Origin of the sequence: Xanthomonas fragariae (genome assembly GCF_017603965.1) — a bacterium.
GTDB lineage: Bacteria > Pseudomonadota > Gammaproteobacteria > Xanthomonadales > Xanthomonadaceae > Xanthomonas > Xanthomonas fragariae_A.
Map to the genome: position 1 here is coordinate 1,242,475 of NZ_CP071955.1, position 16,947 is coordinate 1,259,421.

Consider the following 16,947-nt stretch of genomic DNA (forward strand, 5'->3'; position numbering starts at 1 on the left):
ATCGTGATCGATCGATCGCACACCCGGTGCGCAGATGGCGAAGCCGTAGCGGGTTTGCCGAACACTAACGTGAGTGTTCAAGGCGCGCGCTGGCACCGTGTGTCGAGCGACGGCTCGGGGTTTGAAGTCATCGGCATGACGACCACACCCGCCCGAACCGGCCCGACCGCGGCAAGACACTGCGGCTGCATCAACCCAACTTCCCAGGCGCAATAGCCGTCAATCCGATGCCAGTGCGATAGGTGCGTTGCGGATCGGCATTGAAGGCGGCACTGGCCGCGTCCAACGCAGAGATCGCCATGCGCGCATTGATGCCAACCACTCTTCTTCGTTTGGCGCTTGCGGCAGCATGCTCAGCGCGATGGCCAACCCGATGGCTAGTGCAGCAGAATTAGCGTGGCCAGGCCAAGGAAGCTCAGGAAGCCCATCACGTCGGTCAGCGTGGTCAATATCACGCCACCGGCCAATGCCGGATCGAAGCCCAGCCGTTTCAAGGTCACCGGCACCAGCACACCGCCAAACGCGGCAGTGAGCATGTTCAAGGTCAGCGCGGTGCCGATCACCAGCGACAGCATCGGTTGTCGGAACCAAGCCAGCACGATCAGGCCCAGTCCCACGCCGAGCACGACGCCGTTGATCAGCGCCACGGTCAGCTCTTTCTTGAGCAGGGTCATCACGTTGGACGAGCCGATCTGGCCCAGCGCCAGACCGCGCACCATCAGCGCCAACACCTGGGTGCCGGCGTTGCCGCCCATGCCGGCGACAATCGGCATCAGCGCCGCAAGCGCCACCAATTTCTCGATCGTGCCTTCGAATCGGCTGACCACGCTGGAGGCAAGGAACGCAGTGCACAGGTTGATGCTCAGCCAGATCAGGCGGCGCCGGAACGCGCGCCGCGCCGGGCTGAACATGTCCTCGTCTTCGTCCAGACCAGCCGCACTCATGGCCTGATGTTCGGCCTGCTCGCGGATGATGTCGACCACGTCATCGATGGTGATGCGGCCGAGCAGGATGTTGTTGTCGTCCACCACCGGCGCGGAGATCCAGTCGTGATCCGAGAAGCGCCGTGCGACTTCGTCGGAGCCATCGCCGACATCGATCGCCGGTTGTTCGTCGTCGATCAATCGATTGACCGGCGTGTTGTCCTCATGCGTGACCAACGCGGCCAGCGACACGCGGCCCAGGTATTGATGACGTCGGCTCACCACGTACAGGTGGTCGGTGTGATCGGGCAACTCGCCGCGCAGCCGCAGATACCGCAGCACCACATCGACATTGACGTCTGCGCGCACAGTGACCACGTCCGGGTTCATCAAGCGGCCGGCGGTGTCCTCCGGGTACGACAGCACCTGCTCGAGCCGCTCGCGGTTCTCGCGGTCCATCGACTTGAGCACTTCGTCGATGACGGTGTCGGGTAGGTCTTCGACCAGATTGGCCAGATCATCGATGTCCAGGTCTTCGACCGCAGCCACGATCTCGTCGGTGTCCATGTCGGCCAGTAGGCTTTCGCGCACTTCATCGCCGACGTGCAGCAGCACTTCACCGTCGTCTTCCGGGTCGACCAGCCCCCACACTACTTCGCGTTTGCCGGGCGGCAGCGATTCGAGCAAGTTGCCGATCTCCGCCGGCGCCAGCGTATTGACCAGCCGTCGTACCGGCCCTAAGCGTCCGCTATCCAGCGCGTCGGACAGCAATCGCAGCTGGCGCGCGGTCTTGTCGTGGCGGACGGCTTCGGCCATGCGCGGCTCTCCGGAAAAATGGACGCGCCCTGGGGCAAGACGCGGTGCTGGATCAGCACGCCATTATCGCTTGCGCATGGTGACGAAACATACAGTGACATCGCTCGACGCTTGAACATCATCTGTGCGATGACGCATCCACTCAGCGCAGCAGACCCTGCGCGACGCCGGCCAACCACTTCTCGATGCCCTTGCGATCGCGTGCGCGCAGCAGTTTTTCGCCTTGCACACGCAGCTCGCCCAGGTGGATGTCGCGCACTGCACGGCGAACTTCCAGCAATGTCGCCGGATGCAGACTGAACTCGGTAAGCCCCAATGCCAGCAGCATCGGAACAAAGCGCGGGTCGCCCGCGATCTCGCCACATACCGCCACCGGTTTGCCGTACGCACGGCCGGTGGCGATCACATGCGCGATCAGTCGCAGCACGGCCGGATGCAACGGCGAATACAGCTCGCCCAGTGCCTCGTTGTTGCGATCCACCGCCAGCAGGTATTGCACCAGATCGTTGGTGCCGATCGACAGGAAGTCGATATCGTCGATGAAGCAATCCAACGCCAACGCCGCGGCAGGCACTTCGATCATCGCGCCGAGCGGAATGTGCTCGGCGATCTCGTGGCCTTGTTCGCGCAATTGCGCGGCCAGCTTCTTGATCTGTCGCCGCAGCAGCTGGATTTCCTCGCGGCCGCTGATCATCGGCACCAGGATGCGTACCGGGCCGTAGCCGGATGCACGCAGGATTGCGCGCAACTGCGTCTTCGCCACCGCAGGGCGCGCCAACGACAGGCGCACGCCGCGCAAGCCCAGCGCCGGGTTGTCTTCGTCGCTTAAGGTCAGCCCGGTGCGGTCGGCCTTGTCGGCGCCCAGATCGAGCGTGCGCACGGTGACCGGGCGGCCGCTCATGCCCAGCACGGTGTCGCGATAGGTGTGGAACTGTTCGTCTTCGTCCGGTAGCTCGTTGCGCTGCAGGAAAAGGAATTCGGTGCGATACAAGCCCAAGCCACTGGCGCCGAGCGCGTGTGCCTTGGCCACGTCTTCCAGCGACTCGGCGTTGGCCAGCAGCGTGATATCGACGTCATCGCGCGTGCGCGTGGGCTTGGAACGCAGTCGGCCCAGCTCGCGTTGTTCCTTGGCCAGCGCGCGCAGACGCGCGCGGTAGTCGCGCAGATGCTCGGGGGTGGGGTCGACGATCACCTGGCCTGAGCCTGCATCGACGATCAGCACATCCCCATCGTCGATCCGCTGCACCGCATCGCTGACCCCGACCACCAACGGCAGGTGCAGGCTGCGCGCCAAAATCGCGCTATGCGACAGTGCGCTGCCGGCAGTCGTGACGATGCCGACCACGCCCTGCGCCTGCAGCTGCGCCAGCTCTGACGGTGCCACGTTGTCGCACACCAGGATCTCGCCGGCCACGCCCTTGAGGTCGGGCGCGCGCTTGTGCAAAAACGCATGGATGCGGCCGATGACGTGATCCAGATCGTCCATGCGGCTTCTAAGGTAGGCATCTTCCATACCATCGAACACCGCTGCCAAACGGTCGCGCTGCACGCGTAAGGCATAATCGGCGCTGTAACGGTGGGTGCGGATCAACTCATCCAAACCTTGCAGCAGTTCCGGGTCGTCGAGCAAGAGCGCGTGCAGCTCGAGAAATTCGCCGACTTCGCGCGCGAGTGCGCCATGCAGGCGATCGCGCAATTGCTGCATTTCGGTACGCGCCGCTTCGATGGCCACGTGCAGACGCTGCAGCTGCGTTTCCACCTGGTTGGCCGGCACACGTTGTTCGGCAACTTCCAGCGTGTGACTTTGACGCACGCGCGCACGCCCGAGTGCGTTACCGCGCGACGCACCGTGTCCGCGCAAGCGCAGACTCATGCGCGGCCTTGGTGCAGCCGCGTCCGGTCGCTCGTGGCTGCACCGACGCCGCACATGCTCAGCTGTCCTCGTCGAAACGACGCTCGAACAGATCCACCAACGCCTGCAAGGCCTCGGCTTCGTCTTCGCCATCCAGCCGCACCACTACACTGGTGCCTTGACCTGCGGCCAGCAGCATCACGCCCATGATGCTCTTGGCATTCACCTCGCGGCCCTTGGCCGCCAGGGTGGCGTTGCTGCGATAGGACGACAGCGTCTGCACCAGCTTGGCGGTTGCCCGTGCATGCAGTCCCAGTCGGTTGGAAACTATGAGTTCGCGTTCAAGCATCGTCGATGATCGCTCCGTTGCGGGTGCCTGCTGCCGCGGTGGCGGGCAGCTCCTGCAATCCTTGTTCGGGGTAGTTCATCACCCGCAACAGCATCGGCAGGCTCAGCGCGGACACCCGGCGAACCGGCGTGCCCAGCTTTGCCAACCGGTCGGCGAGATTGCTGGGGCTGGCGCCATACAGGTCGGTCATGACCAGTACGCCGTCACCGCTGTCGACCCGGCGCATCGCCGATGAGGCCCGGGGCAGCAATGCGTCCAGGTCTGCATCGAACGGCACATCGAATGCTTCGGTCTTCAGCGGCAAGTGCCGCAACAGCCCCGTCGTCACGTTCAACAACGCCGCGCCGATGCCGGGATGAGTCATGAGGAGAATGCCACAGGCCATGTCGAAACGTTAACAGGTCGGGATGACAGGGGGGAAGAAGCAACGTGACCGGGGAACCGGGACCTGGGAACCGGGAGAGCGGCTTTATCGCATGCTTGTCGCAATAGCTGAGGTGGTCACCGCGTTGTGCGCTTTGCGCTTTTCCCGGGTCCCCGGTTTTGGCGCTCCAAATCAATCCTGTTCGCGATGGAACGTCGCCACTTCCGGCCAGCCTTGCTCGCGCGCATGTCGTGCCATGCGTTCGGCCAGATACACCGAGCGATGCTTGCCGCCGGTGCAGCCGAAGGCGATGGTCACGTAGCTGCGGGTATCGTTGCGCAGCCGCGGCAGCCAAGTGTCCAGCAGATCCACGATCTGCGCGCTGTAGCGCACCACGTCCGGTTGTTTATCCAGATAGTCGCGCACGCCGGCATCGCGGCCGGTGAGCGGGCGCAGCTCCGGGTCCCAGTGCGGATTGGGCAGCACGCGCGCGTCGAACACGAAGTCGGCCTCGGCCGGCACGCCGCGTTTGTAGGCGAACGATTCGAACAGCAGCGACAAGCGATCGTTGCTGCCGAGCGCGAATTCGGTGACCACACGGCGACGCAACTGATGCACGTTGAGCGCGCTGGTGTCGATGATGGCGTGGGCCTGCGACCGCAACGGATCGGTCAACTGACGCTCGCGGGTGATCGCTTCCGGTAGCGCCAGGCCGAGATGGCTCAACGGATGACGGCGACGGGTGTCGGCGTAGCGTTTGATCAGGGCCTCGTCGCTGGCTTCGAAAAACAATAGCCGCGCTTCGATGCCGTATTCCTGCGCGGCCTGACGCCATTGCGCAAGCTGGGTCAGATCACTGCGGCTGCGCACATCGATGCCGACCGCCATGCGCTGGTCGCCGAGCGGGTTGCCACGCAGGCGGCTGCGCACGAAATCCGGCAGTAGCTCCACCGGCAGATTGTCCGAGCAGTAGTAGTCAAGATCTTCGAAGGTCTTCAACGCGACCGACTTGCCCGAGCCGGACAGCCCGCTCACGATCACCAGCGTAGAGGGCGCAATACTCATGGCGTGCGTCGCTCGAGCAGGTTGCTGTGGCGGGCAATGAACATCGCGGCCGGGTCGATGCCCTTGGTGCGCAGGATATGCAGCCGCGTGGCCGCTTCGGTCAACACTGCCAGGTTGCGGCCGGGCATGACCGGCAGGGTGATCAGCGGCACATCCAGATCCAGTACATGGCGGCTGCCGGAATCGCCGGTCAGACGCTCATAACCGGACGGCATGGGCTCGGTCATCGGGCGGGTCAGGTGCACGATCAGGCGCAGGTATTTGTTCTTCTTCACGGCGGTGTCGCCGAACATGTCGCGCACGTTCAACACGCCCAGACCGCGTACCTCCAGCAAGTCCTGCAGTAGCTCCGGGCAGGTGCCATCGAGCACATCGGGCGCAATCTGGGTGAACTCCGGCGCGTCATCAGCCACCAGGCGGTGGCCGCGGCTCAACAGTTCCAGCGCCAGCTCGCTCTTGCCCGAGCCGGCTTCGCCGGTAATCAGCACGCCGATCGAATAGATCTCCATGAACACGCCATGCAGCGTGACCCGTGGGGCCAGCGTGCGCGCCAGGTGGTAGGAGAGGTGGTTGAGCAGTTCGTGGCCGCGCTTGGGCGAGATCCACAACGGCGTATTGGATTCGTCCGCAGCCGCGCGCAGGTCTTCAGGGCACGACTGATTCTTGCTGATCGCCAGCGCCAGCGGCTGCACCTGAATAATCTTTTCGATGGTCTCCCAGCGCTGCCGCGCATCCAGCGAGTCCAGCCAGGCCAGTTCTTCGGTGCCCAGAATCTGCACCTTGTTAGGGTAGATCACATTGAGGTAGCCGGCCAGAGATGGGCGGCGCGCATTGTTGCTGCCGGCCTCGATTTCGCGGTGCTCGCCGTGCTGGCCGGCGACCCAGCGCAGTGCCAATTTGTCGCGCTGCTGATCGAACAATTCGCGTGCGGTAATGCTGGTATTCATGCCGCGCTGGCCTGTGGGGGCGGTGCGTCGGCGAGTAGCGCCATCAAGGCATCTGTGTTGGGCGCGGCGCGCAACTGCTGGCGAAATTCGGCATCGGAGAACCGCTCAGCCAGTTCCCACAGCAGCATCAGGTGTTGATGGGTGTAATGCGCAGGCACGGCCATTGCGAAGACCAGATCCACCGGTTCACCGCTGCCGAAGGCCACTGGCGTGTCCAGCCGCAGCAGTGCGCCGCGCGGTTCGGTGAGGCTCGGACAGCGCCCATGCGCAATGGCGATGCCGTGGCCGATGGGGGTACTGCCCAGGGCCTGGCGCTCGCACAGACCGACATAAAGTTGATCGGCACCGGCCCGGCGACAGGACAGCAGATAGGCGGCGGTATGCAGAACGGTGTCGTGATCGGCGGCCGGCGACACCATGGTGCGCACGGCCGCCATCAGGTCGGTTAAAGGCATGAGGGCATCAAGCGGGAAGCGTCATGCGAGATTGTCGCGCACCTCGCGGGCGTGGTGGTCACATTTCTTTTCTTTGTGCTTGAGCACCAGGCGGTCGAGCTTGTCGACCAACAGGTCGATGGCTGCATACATGGTGGAACCGCTGGCATCTGCGTGCAGGGTGCGACCGGGAAGGTTGACGGTGGCGACCACGTGGTGGTCTGGCTTGCGGACGGCCAGCTGCGTTCGAACTTCACAGTGCTGGTCGAAATGGCGCTGCAGTCGCTGCAGCTTGCTTGCTACGTAATCCCGCAGGGCGGGGGTCACTTCAAGCTGGTGGCCATACGTCTCGATACGCATCGGATACCTCCATTGGTCGGTGGGCCAATGAACCTTTCCGGTGATCCGACTTACCCGGCGCAGGCCGGCGTTGCGGTGGTTGCAACGTCAGGCGATGCGTACGCGTTCGTGGGAGGCGGAAATGTTCATGGCCTCACGATACTTCGCAACGGTGCGCCGCGCCACTGGTACGCCGGAAGTTTTCAACAGATCGGCCAGCTTGGCGTCGGACAACGGTTTGCGCGGGTTTTCCGCCTCGATCAGGCGCCGGATCATTGCCTGAATGGCGGTGCTGGAAGCCTCGCCGCCGCTGTCGGTATCGATGCCGGAGGCGAAGAACGAGCGCAACGGGATGGTGCCGCGAGGGGTGCGCACGTATTTACGGGCGATCGCGCGGGAAATGGTCGACTCATGCAGGCCGAGCTCGCCTGCGATCTCGCGTAGGGTGAGCGGGCGCAGCGCCTGTGCGCCGAATTCCAGAAATCCGGCCTGGTGCTGCAACAGGCAGCGCACCACCCGCAGCAAGGTTTCGCCCCGCGCTTCCAGGCTCTTGAGCAGCCATCGCGCCTCCTGCAACTGGCCGCGCAGGTAACCAGCATCGGATTCTCCGCAGCTGCGGATCAGATTTTCGTAACCGCGATGGATAGTGACCCTGGGCTGCGCGCAGCCGGCCAGTGAGGCCCGCCAGACGCCACGCTGGCGCCAGATCACGCAGTCCGGCACCACATAGGTGTCCTGTGCCAGTTCGCCGATCTGCTTGCCTGGACGTGGGTCCAGCGAGCGCACCAGCTGCACGGCCTGGTCGACGTCGGCGGTGGAGCGCTTGAGTTCGTGCGCCAGACCAGCCACGCCGCTGCGCGGCAGGCGCTCTAACGGGCCAGCGACGATCTTAAGCGCCAGCTCGCGTCCCGGAGGAACGGGATCGAGCATGGCCAACTGCAGCGCCAGGCATTCGCCCAAGGTGCGCGCACCGACGCCGACCGGGTCAAAGCTCTGGATATGGTGCAGTACGGTGAGCACTTCGGCTTCGTCCACCGCGCGGCCGAGTGCCAGTGTTTCTAGAATGGCCGACAGCGGTTCGCGCAGGTAGCCGTCTTCGTCCAGCGCATCGATCAACAACGCGCCGATCTGTCGGTCGCGCGGCGATAGCGGCGACAGATGCAGTTGCCACAACAGGTGGTCGGCGAGGGTTTCGGACTCGGCCACCCGCTCGGCGGCATCGCCGGATTCGTCGTCGTCGAAACTGCCGCCGCGACCCGAGCCGGTCCACTGCAATTGGTCTTGCGACCAGTCGTCGTCGCGCTCGACAGGCGCAGCTTGGTCGCTTTGGGTGCCGTCGATGGAGGACGGCGATGCCATCTCGGCCGGTGCGTCGCCGGCCGCATGCAAGGCTTCGTCGGCCCACTCCAGCAGCGGATTTGTCTCCACTGCTTCGGCGATTTCCGCTTCCAGTTCGGTGGTGGACATCTGCAACAGCTTGATCGCCTGACGCAATTGCGGCGTCATGACCAGCTGCTGTCCTAGCGATGTCTGGAGCCGGGCTTTCATGCAGGCACTGACTGGAAAAATCGATGGCGCGGCGACGCGCTCAAAGGCGGAAAGTTTCCCCCAGATACACGCGACGAACGTCGAGATTGGATAGCAACGCGTCTGGTGCCCCCTGTGCCAGCACGCCTCCCTCGGCGAGGATATACGCGCGGTCGCAGATTCCCAAGGTCTCGCGCACGTTGTGATCGGTGATCAACACACCGATACCGCGTTTCTTGAGGTGGATGACGATGCGCTGGATCTCGCCGACTGAAATCGGATCCACGCCAGCGAAGGGTTCGTCGAGCAGCATCATGCGCGGCCTGGCCGCCAGCGCGCGCGCGATCTCGCAACGGCGCCGCTCGCCGCCGGAGAGGCTGGCGCCGAGCTGATCGGCCACGTGGGCGATCTGCAGTTCCTCCAGTAGCGAGGTCAGTTCTTTCTCACGGCCGGTCCTGTCCAGCTCGTCGCGCAGTTCCAGCACCAGTCGAATGTTGTCGGCCACGGTGAGCTTGCGGAACACCGACGGCTCCTGCGGCAGATAACCCAGGCCGAGTTTTGCGCGTGCATACATCGGCTCGGCGGTCAGGTCGCGGCCGTCCAGCTCGATACGGCCCGCATCGGCCTCGACCAGGCCGACGATCATGTAGAAGCAGGTCGTCTTGCCCGCGCCGTTGGGGCCGAGCAGGCCGACCACTTCGCCGGCTTCGAGCGTCAGGCTGAATTCCTTGACCACTTCGCGTTGCTTGTACTTCTTGCGCAGACCGGTAGCGACCAGCATTACTTCTTCCCCTGCGGCTTTGCGGCGGGCCTGGCTGCCGGTGCCGCTGCCGGCGTAGCCGCAGCGGGCGCTGCGTTCTTCGGCTGGATGATCGTACGCACGCGGCTGCCATCGCCGCCACTTTGCATATTGCCGGTCTTGGTGTTGTAGACCATGCGCTGGCCGGCGTTGGTGCCCTTGGGCGAATCGACCTTGTAATTGCCGGTCAGTACGATGATTTCGTCGGCCACTTGGTATTCGATGGTGTCGGCCTTGCCGTTCATCATGGCGCCGTCGTCCATCTGCTGCTTGAGCGTGGCCTGCTTGCCGTTGAGCACCACACGGTCGGTCTGGCCGTTCTTCTGGAAGATGTCGGCGCTGTCGGCGTGGATCTCGAGCGTGCCCTGGGTGATCACCACATTGCCGCTGAAGCGGCACTTGCCGCTGTCGTCGAGCATGTTGCAATCGTTGGCATTTGAATCGATCGCCATCGGCTGGTTGCGATCGCTGGTCTTGGCCATTGCCATCGCGGGCAACAGCAGCGCGGCAAACGCCAGTTTAGCGGGCAGCATTCGGTTCATATCGGGTCTTGACCTGAGAAAGGAGCTTGTACTGGCGTGATTTGAGATCGGCCTCGAAGCCGATGCCGCTTTGCATGATACCCGGCCGGCTCATGCTCACCGGGGCAGCGGTCTTGGCGATGTTTTGCTGCGGGAACACGTCCAGGCTTTGAGTACGAAACGTCGTCGGCGGGGTATTGCCGGTGGTCGGGCTGTCGCCGGACACATCGCCGTGCAGGCGCAGTTCGTCGCCCTTGGGGCTGATCCAGCCGGTTTTGGAGCGCAGCGTCCAGGGTTGATTGGCGTTGTCGGGCAGCAGAAACACCGGCGTGGTGATTTCCGAAGTCTGGTCGGCACGGTTGCGGTGCATTTCCGGCGCGCGCAGCGTCATCGACTCCTTACCGCTCTGCTTGTCCAGCGCGATCAACTCAAAATCGCGCAGCACGTAATCGGCGCGCGAGTCGTCGACCGCCGCTGCGACCGGGCGGGCGCGCTGTTGCCACGCCGACCAGCCGGAGATGACGGCGGCGGCAAACAGCACAACGCCCAGAGTGGTGCGCCAATTCCAGCTCATGCGGAAAACCTTTCGATGATGCGTTCGACCTGGCCCTGCGCGGCAAGCACCACATCGCAGACCTCGCGCGCGGCGCCTTCGCCACCACGGGCGCGGGTATGCCACTGCACGCGCTCGGCGATCCACGGGTGCGCGTTGGCGGGCGCAACCGGCAGGCCGACCGCCAGCAGGGCCGGCAGGTCGGGCAGGTCGTCGCCCATGAACAACACCTGGTCCAGCGACAAGCCGTGCTCCTGGCACAAGGCCAGCACCGCGAGCCGCTTGTTCTTGACCCCGATCTGCACATGCAGACCCAGATCCTGGCCGCGTTTTTCTGCCGACAGGCTGGCGCGCGCGGTGATCAGTGCGACATGGATGCCGGCTTGGTCGAGCTGCTTGAGGCCCTGGCCGTCGAGCACATTGAAGGATTTGCTCTCGTTGCCGGCATGGTCGTAATACAGGCGGCCGTCGGTCAGGGTGCCATCGATGTCGAAGCACGCCAGGCGAATGTGCGCAGCGCGGTCGATCAAGTCGGCGGGCAGGTGTTGCAGAGGGGAATAGGGCATCGGCACAAATCGGTAAGAACGGGGTTCCAGTGATGGAAGCTGAATCTGTTAGACCACCTTGGCGCGCAACAGGTCGTGAATGTTCAATGCGCCGACCGCGCGCTGCTGCGCATCGACCACGATCAGGCCATTGATCTTGTAATCTTCCATCAGCCGCGCAGCTTCGGCGGCCAGCTGGTCGGCGCCGATGGTCTTGGGGTTGCGCGTCATCACCTCGGCGATGCCGGCGCTGCGCACGTCGATATCGCTGTCCAGCGCGCGGCGCAGATCGCCGTCGGTGAACAGGCCGATCAGCCGCCCGTCGTTGTCGACCACTGCAGTCATGCCGAGGCGTTTGCGGCTCATTTCCATCAGCGCCTCGCTCAGGCTGGCGTTTTCGGGTACCCGCGGCAGGTCGTCGCCGCCGTGCATCACGTCGGTGATATGCAGCAGCAGGCGGCGGCCCAGGCTGCCGGCCGGATGCGAGCGCGCGAAATCGTCGGCAGTGAAGCCGCGCGCGTCGAGCAACGCGACCGCCAGTGCATCGCCCATCGCCAGCGAGGCGGTGGTACTGGAGGTGGGCGCCAGATGCAGCGGGCAGGCTTCGGTGCAGACGCTGACATCAAGATGCACGTCGGCTGCCTGGGCCAGGGTGGAGCTCGGGTAGCCGGTCATGGCGATGATCGGGTTGCCCTGGCGCTTGAGCACCGGCAGCAGCATGCGCACTTCGTCCGATTCGCCGGAATAAGACAATGCCAGCACGATGTCGGCCTCGGTAATCATGCCCAGATCGCCGTGGCCGGCTTCGCCTGGATGCACGAAGAACGCCGGGGTGCCGGTGGAAGCCAGGGTGGCGGCGATCTTGCGCGCGATATGTCCGGATTTGCCCATGCCGGTAGCCACCACGCGCCCGCGCGAGGCCAGCACCAGCCGGCACGCCGCAGCGAATTCGCTGCCGATCCGCGCACCTACGCTGGTCAGCGCCTCGCGCTCGATCTCCAGCACGCGCTGCCCGCTGGCGACCAGGCTGGCGTCGCTGACGGTGGCGGAGGGCAGGTGCGAGACGACCATGCAGGACTCGGGTGAAGAGTAGAATGTGCGCTCATTTTATGAGGAAACGCCCTTTGGACGCCGAAACCATCCGTAAACTCATCGAATCCGGCTTGCCCGAAGCCCGCGTCGACGTGCACGGCGACGACGGCGTGCACTTCGAGGCGACCGTGATCAGCCCCACATTTGCCGGCAAGGCCCCGTTGGCGCGCCACCGCATGGTCTACGCGACCCTGGGCGAATTGATGGGCGGAGCGATCCACGCGCTGCAGCTCAAGACGCTGACCCCCGACGAAGGCTGAGCGTCCGTCCGACCTGGCTTGACTGCGCTGCGCAAGTGTCCAGGCCACCGATACGCGACAGGCTTCCGGCAGTTTCCTTCATTTCCCCCGACGTACTTTTTCGGATTCCCCAAGCTCCCATGGCAAAAATCGTAGTGACCGGCGGCCAAGCGCTGCATGGCGAAGTCAATATTTCCGGCGCCAAAAACGCAGTGCTGCCGATCCTGTGCGCGACCCTTCTGGCTGATGCGCCGGTGGAAATCAGCAACGTGCCGCACCTGCACGACGTGATCACCAGCGTAAAGCTGCTCAGCGAGCTAGGCGCCGAAGTCACCATCGACGAAGGCACCCTGGCCAAGGGTCGCTCGATCCTGGTCGACCCGCGCTCGGTCACGCACCAGGTCGCGCCCTACGAACTGGTCAAGACCATGCGCGCCTCGATCCTGGTACTCGGCCCGCTGCTGGCGCGCTACGGCAGCGCCGAAGTGTCGTTGCCCGGCGGCTGCGCGATCGGTTCGCGCCCCGTGGATCAGCACATCAAGGGCCTGCAGGCGTTGGGTGCTGATATCAACGTGGAAAACGGCTACATCAAGGCCACCAGCAATGGACGCCTGAAGGGTGCCCGCTACGTGTTCGACATGGTCAGTGTCACCGGTACCGAGAACGTGCTGATGGCGGCGGTACTGGCCGAAGGCACCACCGTGTTGGAAAACGCGGCGATGGAGCCGGAAGTCACCGACCTGGCCGACTGCCTGATCGCACTCGGTGCGCAGATCGAAGGCGCGGGAACGCCGCGCATCGTGGTGCAGGGTGTCCAGCATCTGGGTGGTGGGCATCATGCGGTGCTGCCTGATCGCATCGAAACCGGTACCTTCCTGGTCGCTGCTGCGATGACCGGCGGCAGCGTCACCGTGCGTCGCGCGCGTCCGGAAACTCTTGATGCGGTGCTGGACAAGCTCACCGAAGCCGGTGCGTCCATCACCACCACCGCCGATAGCATCACCCTGGACATGCACGGCAAGCGTCCGCGTGCGGTGAGTCTGACCACCGCGCCGTACCCGGCATTTCCGACCGACATGCAGGCGCAATTCATGGCGCTCAACTGCGTGGCCGATGGCGTGGGCGTGATCAACGAAACCATCTTCGAAAACCGCTTCATGCACGTCAACGAATTACTGCGCCTGGGTGCGGACATCCAGGTCGAAGGCCATACCGCGATTGTGCGTGGGGCCGAACGCCTCAGCGGCGCGCCGGTCATGGCGACCGATCTGCGCGCATCGGCGTCGCTGATTTTGGCCGGTCTGGTAGCCGACGGCGACACTACCATCGATCGCATCTACCATCTGGACCGTGGTTACGAAAACATCGAGGAGAAGCTGGGGGCGCTGGGCGCGACCATCCAGCGCACCGCATGATCCTGCGTGGCCGTTTCACCACCCGCCGCAAGATCCTGCTCGGCGTGATCGTGCTGATTCTGGCGTGGCTGGCTTATGCATGGTCGGTCGGCATGGCCATCACCCACGGCGTCGAGTTCAAGGACATGGACTGGAACGGCGACGGCACCGCCAGCCGCGACGAGATCGCGCAATCGTTCTACGCGGTGGCGGTCAAGAGGACGGTCGAAGGCAAGCGCCATTGCGATCTGTTCTATTGGCGCAGCAGTGGCGAGCAGATCCGCGTGGATTGCCGCACGGTGTTCACAACCGGCGACGATAAGGCCACTCACAGGCCTTGATTCTTAAGAGCGGCTAACAAAACGACTGCGCCGCCGCCAGACGGGCGCGGCCGGTGCTGGGAATCGGCATGTAGCACGCGTACACTGCGGTTCCTGCGCGCCGTCCGCACCCAACCTGACGACTGCTCGCTACGTTTTGTTAGCCGCTCTTAGCATTTCCACGCGTGTTACGGAGATTTCGCTGCGTGCAACACGGAACGAAAAAGCCCGGCATGCAGCCGTAATGCTGTTCACTTAAGCATAATGAGTCACCGAAAATCCGATACCAGACCTCTGGTATCGGATTTTTTTGTGTCCCTTCAACAGCAGCTGTTCGACCTTGGCGACCTGTTCAACTTCTCCGATCTGAGCACTTTTACGCAGAATATTCCGGTGGAGGGGGTGGCCAGCGCGCTGGAACTGTCTTCTCAGGCCAGCATCCGACGTCGGCGCCTTCCCAGTGATCAGGTGTTGTGGCTTGTCCTGGGCATGGCGTTGTTCCGTGACGAACCGGTGCACGGGCTCGCACGTCGTTTGAACATCTGCGCACAAGGGCTGGCCTCAGAAGATCTGTTGGCGCGCAGTGGCGTCAGTCAGGCGCGCGCGACTGGGTGCCGATCCGGTCCACCATCTCTCGCCACAGGCCAGAAAACGCAATCCAGCGCTTCCCACGCACTGGGAAGTACGTGAAGTGAGCTATCTGCATCAGGGGAAGAGAAAGTCGGTACTGACCTCGCTGCCTGCCACCACTTACAGCGCCAAGTCTGTCGCAACGCTTTACCAGCAGCGATGGGAAATCGAACTGGGTTTGCGCGACATCAAAAGCTCGATGCAGCACAACGCGACGACCTTACGCAGCAAGAAGATCGACTTGGTGTACCAGGAGGTCTGGGGGTTGCTGCTGGCTTACAACATCATTGGACGTGAAGCCGGTCAGGCAGCTGTGGCGTTTGGCACAACGCCTGCGGACATCCGATTCACACCGGTCTGCCAGTACATCGCAGTGCAACTCATCGTGATGGCCGCAGCCAATCCGGCTTCCGCCACAGGAAGACGCCTATCCCAGCTTCGCTCAGGCATCGCGAGCCTGTTCCTCGATCACCGTCCAAGGCCTACGCGGCCAAGGACGGTGAAGATCTCGAAGACCCGCTATCCGGTAGATCGAAAGGCTGCTCCGCTTGAGTGAACAGCATTACCGGCAGTGCCGGGGCTTTTTCGTGATCGATTGTCAAAGTATCGCACCGACCAACCGAGCAGACATCGTATCTTGGATCGTATGTTGGTAGGAGCGTGCTGCCGCGCGATGAAGCTTTACCGGCAACGCCTCATCGCGCACCAATGCGGCTTCTACGATGGCCGGCGTGCATCGTTCAGCGCAGCGTTTTGATGGTCAGATCCAGCGCGTCCTGGCCTTTTTCCTTCTGTAGTAAACGCGCCGGCACCGGCAGGTCCTTGACCACCCACGCGATCAATTCCTTGTCGCCGTCCACGCGCGACACCTTGGTCGCCTGTTCCTGCCTGCCGTTGACGGTGATGGTTTCCTTGCCGATCACCTTGTAGCTCATCGGCTTGATGCGGCCTTCGTCCACCATGCGGTAGTTCAAGGGCTTGCCGGCGACCAGATCGCGGGTGATCGCCAGGTTGATCAGTAGCGCGTCCATGTCGCCGGGCTGCAGCTTGACCGGGCCACGGCGGTCCGGCTTGATGTCGCCGTTCCAGGTGGCTTGGCTGGTCTTCCAGTCATAGTTGGCAGTAACGTTGCGGCGCTTGACCATCATCGACGAGGTGTCGTTGCTGCTGATCGGGCGCAGCCGACCGTTGCTCTCTTCGAACACGGTGCTCTGGGTCAGGTTGGCCAGCTGGTTCTGGATGTTGAGCGTGTAGCGCCACTGATTGGAGCCGGCTGCGGCCAGGGTCATGGTGCCGTCAGCCTGCATGCCCATGTAGTTGGCCGAATAATCGGCCTGGAACGGCTGCATGGCGAAGGCGGGTAGGCTGGCCATGGTCAATGCGGCCGCAGCAATCAGCCAATACGTGTAGGAAATGGTCTTCATGGGTCAGGCTCCTTGGTATTCGACCAGGCGCAGATCGACCTGATCCTCACCTTTGTCACGTTGCAGGATACGCACTGGAGTGGGAACTCCGTTGGCGATCCACAGGATGGTTTCGTTGTCGCCGCTGTTGACGCGATGCACGCGCAACGCGTCGTAACTCAGGTCGCCGACCTGCACCACTTCGGTAGCATCGGCGGCGCGGTAATCGTATTGGCGCACCCGACCGACATCGACGTAGCGATAGCTCAGGCTGCGTCCGGGCTTGGCGTCGCGCATCAGCGACAGATTCAGCGACAGCGCGCTCTGGTCGCCGCGCTGCAGTGGAATCGACTGTTGGCGCTCTTTCTTCAAGTCGCCCTCCCACTGCGCGGTGCCAGCTTGCCAGTTGTATATGCCGGTGACCTTCTTGCCGAAGAATACCGCCTTGCGCACCGTGCTTTGGCTCAGCGGCACATATGTGTGGCCGTCGACACGCAATACCGTGCTCTGTTCCAGATTCAGTCCGAGAATGCTGGCGAACCCTTTGCGCCCACGCACCGACATGTCGATGCGCCACTGGCTGCCTTCGCCGTGGCTCACCTGCATGGTGGCATCGCCGGCCTCATTGCCCCGGTAGAACGCCTGATAGGTCGCCACGAATGGCTCAAGCGGCGGTGGCGTCCAGGTGCTGGGGTGAAGGGCCGGCGTCGCTGGCGTTGCCGTTGGTACAGGCGCCGGTGCTGTCTCTTGGGCACGGCCGGTGCCTGCCTGGCAGAGCAGGGCAGTGATCAACAACGTTGCGGCGATGGGGAGGACTTTCATGCGCTGAGAGCGA

19 protein-coding genes, 1 other RNA gene and 2 pseudogenes are annotated in these 16,947 nt (G+C 63.6%); 5 read left to right on the plus strand and 17 right to left on the minus strand.

What is annotated here, in order from left to right:
* Nucleotides 1–155: 155 nt before the first annotated feature.
* From J5I97_RS05725 to J5I97_RS05795, 15 genes and pseudogenes are all read right to left on the minus strand, one after another.
* A pseudogene (locus J5I97_RS05725) lies at nt 156–360 on the minus strand (phospholipase); the annotation flags it as partial.
* A 17-nt stretch (nt 361–377) separates the two neighbouring features.
* A complete protein-coding gene (mgtE, locus tag J5I97_RS05730) occupies nt 378–1,739 on the minus strand; it encodes a magnesium transporter (RefSeq protein ID WP_208589938.1) in 1,362 nt (453 codons plus the stop codon).
* Between the two features lie 142 nt (nt 1,740–1,881).
* Nucleotides 1,882–3,612, minus strand: coding sequence for a phosphoenolpyruvate--protein phosphotransferase (gene ptsP, locus J5I97_RS05735; protein WP_208589940.1), 1,731 nt, complete (start codon nt 3,610–3,612; stop codon nt 1,882–1,884).
* A 58-nt stretch (nt 3,613–3,670) separates the two neighbouring features.
* Nucleotides 3,671–3,940, minus strand: coding sequence for an HPr family phosphocarrier protein (locus J5I97_RS05740; RefSeq protein ID WP_005913389.1), 270 nt, complete (start codon nt 3,938–3,940; stop codon nt 3,671–3,673).
* Nucleotides 3,933–4,325, minus strand: a complete 393-nt coding sequence (locus J5I97_RS05745) for a PTS sugar transporter subunit IIA (protein ID WP_208589942.1) — start codon at nt 4,323–4,325, stop codon at nt 3,933–3,935. The genes J5I97_RS05740 and J5I97_RS05745 overlap by 8 nt, the downstream gene beginning before the upstream one ends.
* Nucleotides 4,326–4,496: 171 nt before the next feature.
* Nucleotides 4,497–5,369, minus strand: a complete 873-nt coding sequence (gene rapZ / locus J5I97_RS05750; RefSeq protein WP_208589950.1) for an RNase adapter RapZ — start codon at nt 5,367–5,369, stop codon at nt 4,497–4,499.
* Nucleotides 5,366–6,316, minus strand: coding sequence for an HPr(Ser) kinase/phosphatase (gene hprK / locus J5I97_RS05755; RefSeq protein ID WP_208589952.1), 951 nt, complete (start codon nt 6,314–6,316; stop codon nt 5,366–5,368). Before hprK ends, rapZ begins: the two co-directional genes overlap by 4 nt.
* Nucleotides 6,313–6,771, minus strand: coding sequence for a PTS sugar transporter subunit IIA (locus J5I97_RS05760; protein WP_208589954.1), 459 nt, complete (start codon nt 6,769–6,771; stop codon nt 6,313–6,315). Before J5I97_RS05760 ends, hprK begins: the two co-directional genes overlap by 4 nt.
* A gap of 21 nt (nt 6,772–6,792) precedes the next feature.
* Nucleotides 6,793–7,110 (minus strand): ribosome hibernation-promoting factor, HPF/YfiA family, encoded by a 318-nt coding sequence (hpf, locus tag J5I97_RS05765; protein WP_002802131.1) that lies wholly within the window; start codon nt 7,108–7,110, stop codon nt 6,793–6,795.
* An 87-nt stretch (nt 7,111–7,197) separates the two neighbouring features.
* Nucleotides 7,198–8,595, minus strand: coding sequence for an RNA polymerase factor sigma-54 (locus J5I97_RS05770; RefSeq protein ID WP_238135721.1), 1,398 nt, complete (start codon nt 8,593–8,595; stop codon nt 7,198–7,200).
* Between the two features lie 82 nt (nt 8,596–8,677).
* Entirely contained in the window at nt 8,678–9,397 is a 720-nt protein-coding gene (lptB, locus tag J5I97_RS05775) for an LPS export ABC transporter ATP-binding protein (RefSeq protein WP_208589967.1), read from the minus strand.
* Nucleotides 9,397–9,957: a lipopolysaccharide transport periplasmic protein LptA gene (gene lptA / locus J5I97_RS05780; RefSeq protein ID WP_208589974.1), complete on the minus strand. Its 561-nt coding sequence runs from the start codon at nt 9,955–9,957 to the stop codon at nt 9,397–9,399. The genes lptB and lptA overlap by 1 nt, the downstream gene beginning before the upstream one ends.
* Nucleotides 9,935–10,510 carry an LPS export ABC transporter periplasmic protein LptC gene (gene lptC / locus J5I97_RS05785; RefSeq protein WP_088061755.1) on the minus strand — a complete coding sequence of 192 codons (576 nt, stop codon included), beginning with the start codon at nt 10,508–10,510 and terminating at the stop codon, nt 9,935–9,937. The genes lptA and lptC overlap by 23 nt, the downstream gene beginning before the upstream one ends.
* Entirely contained in the window at nt 10,507–11,055 is a 549-nt protein-coding gene (locus tag J5I97_RS05790) for a KdsC family phosphatase (protein ID WP_208589976.1), read from the minus strand. Before J5I97_RS05790 ends, lptC begins: the two co-directional genes overlap by 4 nt.
* A gap of 48 nt (nt 11,056–11,103) precedes the next feature.
* Complete coding sequence (locus tag J5I97_RS05795; protein WP_208589983.1) at nt 11,104–12,105, minus strand: KpsF/GutQ family sugar-phosphate isomerase; 1,002 nt, start codon at nt 12,103–12,105, stop codon at nt 11,104–11,106.
* 53 nt (nt 12,106–12,158) lie between these two features.
* Here J5I97_RS05795 and J5I97_RS05800 point away from each other — a divergent pair, with 53 nt between their 5' ends.
* The 5 genes and pseudogenes from J5I97_RS05800 (at nt 12,159) to J5I97_RS05820 (ending at nt 15,265) form a co-directional block, all read left to right on the plus strand.
* Entirely contained in the window at nt 12,159–12,386 is a 228-nt protein-coding gene (locus tag J5I97_RS05800; protein ID WP_002802122.1) for a BolA family protein, read from the plus strand.
* Between the two features lie 119 nt (nt 12,387–12,505).
* Nucleotides 12,506–13,780, plus strand: coding sequence for a UDP-N-acetylglucosamine 1-carboxyvinyltransferase (murA, locus tag J5I97_RS05805; protein ID WP_208589990.1), 1,275 nt, complete (start codon nt 12,506–12,508; stop codon nt 13,778–13,780).
* On the plus strand, nt 13,777–14,100 hold the full coding sequence (locus J5I97_RS05810) for an EF-hand domain-containing protein (protein ID WP_208589992.1): 324 nt from the start codon (nt 13,777–13,779) through the stop codon (nt 14,098–14,100). The genes murA and J5I97_RS05810 overlap by 4 nt, the downstream gene beginning before the upstream one ends.
* Before the next feature lie 68 nt (nt 14,101–14,168).
* Nucleotides 14,169–14,245: non-coding RNA, sX9 sRNA (locus J5I97_RS05815), on the plus strand.
* Between the two features lie 98 nt (nt 14,246–14,343).
* Nucleotides 14,344–15,265, plus strand: a pseudogene (locus tag J5I97_RS05820) (transposase domain-containing protein).
* Between the two features lie 184 nt (nt 15,266–15,449).
* Here J5I97_RS05820 and J5I97_RS05825 read toward each other — a convergent pair.
* Nucleotides 15,450–16,133, minus strand: coding sequence for a DUF3108 domain-containing protein (locus J5I97_RS05825; protein ID WP_208589993.1), 684 nt, complete (start codon nt 16,131–16,133; stop codon nt 15,450–15,452).
* 3 nt (nt 16,134–16,136) lie between these two features.
* Complete coding sequence (locus tag J5I97_RS05830) at nt 16,137–16,934, minus strand: DUF3108 domain-containing protein (RefSeq protein ID WP_208589995.1); 798 nt, start codon at nt 16,932–16,934, stop codon at nt 16,137–16,139.
* Between the last annotated feature and the right edge of the window lie 13 nt (nt 16,935–16,947).